Genomic DNA, 4,768 nt, shown 5'->3' on the forward strand with positions numbered 1-4,768 from the left:
TCTGTCCCCTTTGTTGGAGGGCATTGCCGAAGGTACGACCGTCTATGCCGACAAAGGCTATGACAGTAAGGAAAACCGGCAACATCTGAAAGAGCATCGGTTGTTGGACGGCATTATGCGCAAAGCCCACCGCAACCGTCCGCTGACGGAAGCGCAAACCAAGCGTAACCGATATTTGTCGAAGACCCGTTATGTGGTGGAACAAGGCTTCGGGACGCTGCACCGTAAATTCCGCTATGCCCGGGCAGCCTATTTTGGTCTGCTCAAAGTGAGTGCGCAAAGCCATCTGAAGGCGATGTGTTTGAACCTGTTGAAAGCGGCTAACAGGCTAAGTGTGCCTGTGGCCGCCTAAACGGCGGCCCGGATGCCTGTTTATCAAGTATCCGGGGAGGATTAAGGGGACATTTGGGTGAAATTAGGCGCAATTAGGGGCGAAAACAGCCGAAAAACTGTGTTTGGGTTCCGGCTGTCGAAGGAAGGGCTTTTTTGCAAAGGTCTCAATCTTTTGGTAAGGATCTATCGTATTTTAAAGTGGTGTTAATGTCGTCTGAATGTATTTAAGACGACTTTTTTGTTTTTAAGGACACCTATTTGCTTATTCTAATAATGAATAAAGTTTGGCTATTTGGGAAGATTGTCATTATATCTGAAATTAAAAAACAACAAATTTTAGAGACAAAAGGTTTTTATTTTGCATAAGCGGTATTTTTATTGTAAAAAATGCCATTTGGGTTATAATTTTAAAATACATTATCATGAATTGATGTGTAACTTATTACGAAAAAATAAATATTTCATATTGCGGATAATTTGTCATGAACTTTGATTTCATAGTTGGGGATGGTGTATCAGGTATGGCGGGATATAGCCTGATACTGATTTTGGCTGCGCTTGCCAGTAAGCAAGATTCAGTAAAACGGTTCATCAGTCGTTTTGCCGTTAATGTGCGTGCTCAATGCTACTTGGATGAAAATTCATATCATGTTTTCCGCCATCTTGATATACGTATTTCAGGAAGGTATGAACAAATTGATTATGTTTACGTTTCACGATTCGGTATTTTTATCGTATCGACGCCGAATTACCAAGGCCGTATTTGGGGGGATAACGGGGACGGGATGTGGACGCAGAAATTCCATAGAACCAAGATGCTTTTCCCTAATCCTTTGGCACAGAACCAACGTTATATTCAAGCATTGGTGCGGCAGCTTGATTTAAGCCCGCGTTTGTTTTACTCGGTTGTCGTATTTTCAGGTAACTGCCAATTTCAAACCATGATGCCGGATAATGTCATTGAATCTGCTGAATTCAATGAATACATTGCTCAATACAGTGAAGTCGTTTTGAATGACGACAAGGTTGCGGAAATCAAAGAAATTTTAGAGAGCAATGAATTTGATAACGTGTTTGGTCAAAATGGTTCTCGATCACACGCTTAATGAAGTAGGCTAAAAAAATTTGTAGGTGATGCAGCAGTTTTTTGAAATTATCGGTTGAACACAAAAGGTCGTTTGAAACCTGAATCGGTTTTCAGACGACCTTTTGTTTGAGCGTATCGCTGTCAGCGTTTGACGCCGCTGAGCCTTGCCCAGCCTTCGTCGATTTCGGCGGGCTCGATGTCGAACCATTGACTGTAAATGCCGCTGAGTTCTTCGACTTGTTCGTCCAGTAAACCGGACAACACAATGCGACCGCCTTGTTTGGTGCGGGCGGCGAGCATTTCGCCGAGCATACGCAGGGGATTAGCGAGGATGTTGGCGACGACGATGTCGAATTGCCCTTGCGGCAGACCGTCGGGCAGGTAGAACTGTGCATCGACATTGTTTTGTGCGGCGTTGTCTTTGCTGGCGCGGATCGCCTGTTCGTCAATATCGACACCGACGGCAGAACCTGCGCCGAGCTTGAGGGCAGCGATGGTCAAGATGCCGGAGCCACAGCCGTAGTCTAGGACGCTTTCGCCGCCTTTGAGTTGTGTGTCCAGCCATTTGAGGCAGAGGCGTGTGGTCGGGTGGCTACCTGTTCCGAAGGCTAGCCCGGGGTCGAGTTGGAGGTTGACGGCGTTGCTGTTCGGCGCTTCGTGCCAAGAGGGGGTAATCCACAGGCGTTCGGAAATTTGGATGGGGTCGAACTGTGCTTGGGTCAGGCGTACCCAATCTTGGTCAGCGAGGATTTCGCTGGTGTATGCCAAGTCTTTCAGTCCGCATTCTTGGCTGGCGGCTTGAATCATGGCTGCGGCATCGTCGTTTTCGCCGAACAGGGCGATGACTTTGCTTTGCTGCCAGATTTGTTCGGTCGGCATACCGGGTTCGCCGAAGATGGCTTGTTCGTTTTCAGTGCCTGCGTAGGCGTCTTCGATGGCGGCGGAGAGTGCGCCGTGTTCCATCAGGGCGTCGGCGAGGCGTTCGGCGACGGCGTCGTTGACGTTGATGGTGATTTGTTGATAGGACATGGTGGGCTTTCTCGGTGGGGTCGTCTGAAATTAGGAAATGGTAGGCAAATTAAGTGATTTTGGTCGTTTGCGGTATGTTTCGGCTATTGGCGTAACAGTGTGATTGGATTGACGTAACAGTGTGATTGGATTGACGTAACAGTGTGATTGGATTGTTTTTCAGCCTGAACACGGATTCTTTATTGCGCTGAAATGGTGGCGGATAGGTTGGCTCAATCATATAGCAAACATACATATAGCAAACATATTTAACTTTAAATACGGCATGTTATCAAATTCCGTCATTCCCGCCCCCGCCTACGCGAGGACAGGAATGACGACAACCGGTAAGTTACGTATCAAAAATAAAGTCATTTAGCTATATTCTAGGCTTGTCGGCAATCGCTGATGTACACCCGAAGTCAGGTTTCAATCTGTCTGAAAAAAGGTCGTCTGAAAGCCATGCGGTTTTTCAGACGACCTTCGACTATCCAAACGGGACGGTTTTATTTGTCCTGTTTGGCTTTGCGTTCTTCCAGCCAGTGTTCCAGATAGTGGATGCTGACGCCGCCTTTTTCAAAACCGGGGTCGCTGAACAAATCGCGGTGCAACGGGGTATTGGTTTTGATGCCGGTTACAGCAAGCTCGGCGAGGGCAACGCGCATTTTTGCCATTGCCTGCTCGCGGGTTTTGCCGACAACGCAGACTTTACCGATCAGGCTGTCGTAGTACGGCGGGATGCGGTAGCCTTGGTAAATATGGCTGTCCACGCGGATGCCGAAGCCGCCGGGCAGGTGGCAGCTTTCAATCAGACCGGGGCTTGGGATGAAGTTGTACGGGTCTTCGGCATTGATGCGGCACTCGAAAGCATGGCCTTCGATTTGGATGTCTTTTTGCTTGTATTGCAAAGGCAGGCCGCCGGCAATGCGGATTTGTTCCTGTACGATGTCCACGCCGGTAATCAGCTCGGTAACGGGGTGTTCGACTTGGACGCGGGTGTTCATTTCGATAAAGAAGAATTCGCCGTTTTCATACAGAAATTCAAACGTACCCGCGCCACGGTAGCCGATGCGTTTGCAGGCGTCGGTACAGGCTTTGCCGATTTTTTCGCGGGCTTTTTCGTCGATGAAGGGAGCGGGTGCTTCTTCGATGACTTTTTGGTGGCGGCGCTGCATGGAGCAATCGCGCTCGGCAAGGTAGATGGCGTTGCCGTATTCGTCGGCGAGCACTTGGATTTCGACGTGGCGCGGGCGTTGCAGGTAGCGCTCCATATAGACCATCGGGTTGCCGAACGCTGCGCCTGCTTCGGCTTTGGTCATTTCGACGGATTTGATAAGGTCTTCTTTTTTCTCGACCACGCGCATACCGCGTCCGCCGCCGCCGCCCGATGCTTTGATAATCACGGGATAACCGACTTTATCGGCGGTTTTGAGGATTTCGGCGGGATCGTCGGACAGAGCGCCTTCCGAACCGGGAACGCAAGGTACGCCCGCTTCAATCATCGCGTGTTTCGCGGAAACTTTGTCGCCCATCAGACGGATGGTTTCGGCGCGTGGGCCGATAAATGTAAAGCCGGAATGCTCGACCTGATCGGCAAAATTGGCATTTTCGGCAAGGAAGCCGTAGCCCGGGTGGATGGCATCTGCACCGGTCACTTCTGCGGCGGCGATGAGGGCGGGAATATTGAGATAGCTTTGTGCGGAAGCGGCAGGGCCGATGCACACGGATTCGTCGGCAAGTTTGACGTGCAGACTGTCTTTGTCGGCTTCGGAATGCACGGCGACGGTGGCGATGCCCATTTCACGGCAGGCTCGCAGGACGCGCAGCGCGATTTCGCCTCGGTTGGCGATTAATACTTTTTTCAGCATGATGACCTTTCCTGTGGTTTCAGACGACCTGCTTGTTACCTTTTGCCCAACGCATTGCGGATTTTTTTATCGGTCTTGTATTGGCTCAACGCGTACACCGCCCACATGGCGGCAGGAATCCAGCCGATTAAGGTGATTTGGAGAATCAGGCAGATGATACCCGCAATCGGACGGCCGATGGTGAAGAATACGGCGAAGGGCAGGAAGATGGCTAACAGCAGGCGCATGGTGGAAATCCTAAGTTGGAAAGCATTTCAGACGACCTGCCCGCAATCCGGAAGGTCGTCTGAAAACGAATTATTCGATAATGAAGAGCGGCTCGCCGAATTCCACAGGCGTACCGTTTTCCACCAGTATTTCTTTAACCGTGCCGGATTTCTCGGCTTCGATTTCGTTCATCAACTTCATCGCTTCGATGATACACAGCGTATCGCCGGCTTTGACTTGCTGACCGACTTCGATGAAGGCGGCG

Annotated in this window: 6 protein-coding genes; 2 read left to right on the top strand and 4 right to left on the bottom strand. The window is 50.1% G+C overall.

Features of this window, described 5'->3' with window-relative positions:
* Together NSCA4_RS0111410 and NSCA4_RS0111420 are read left to right on the top strand one after the other, a co-directional pair.
* On the top strand, positions 1-352 hold a 352-nt coding region (locus tag NSCA4_RS0111410), incomplete at its 5' end, for an IS5 family transposase (RefSeq protein ID WP_016688240.1).
* Between the two features lie 463 nt (positions 353-815).
* Positions 816-1,439, top strand: coding sequence for a nuclease-related domain-containing protein (locus NSCA4_RS0111420; protein ID WP_016688242.1), 624 nt, complete (start codon positions 816-818; stop codon positions 1,437-1,439).
* Between the two features lie 122 nt (positions 1,440-1,561).
* Here the strand turns inward: NSCA4_RS0111420 and prmA are convergent, their stop codons facing one another.
* From prmA to NSCA4_RS13225, 4 genes are all read right to left on the bottom strand, one after another.
* The gene (gene prmA, locus NSCA4_RS0111425) at positions 1,562-2,449 is read right to left on the bottom strand and encodes a 50S ribosomal protein L11 methyltransferase (protein ID WP_016688243.1); all 888 of its coding nucleotides are present in this window, start codon (positions 2,447-2,449) and stop codon (positions 1,562-1,564) included.
* 485 nt (positions 2,450-2,934) lie between these two features.
* Complete coding sequence (gene accC / locus NSCA4_RS0111430) at positions 2,935-4,296, bottom strand: acetyl-CoA carboxylase biotin carboxylase subunit (protein ID WP_016688244.1); 1,362 nt, start codon at positions 4,294-4,296, stop codon at positions 2,935-2,937.
* Positions 4,297-4,331: 35 nt separating this feature from the next.
* Positions 4,332-4,523 carry a YqaE/Pmp3 family membrane protein gene (locus NSCA4_RS0111435; protein WP_016688245.1) on the bottom strand — a complete coding sequence of 64 codons (192 nt, stop codon included), beginning with the start codon at positions 4,521-4,523 and terminating at the stop codon, positions 4,332-4,334.
* Positions 4,524-4,593: 70 nt separating this feature from the next.
* A partial coding sequence (locus NSCA4_RS13225; protein ID WP_016688246.1) for an acetyl-CoA carboxylase biotin carboxyl carrier protein occupies positions 4,594-4,768 on the bottom strand: 175 nt, incomplete at its 5' end.

This window comes from Neisseria sicca 4320 (assembly GCF_000193735.1).
In the GTDB taxonomy this organism is placed as follows: domain Bacteria; phylum Pseudomonadota; class Gammaproteobacteria; order Burkholderiales; family Neisseriaceae; genus Neisseria; species Neisseria sicca_E.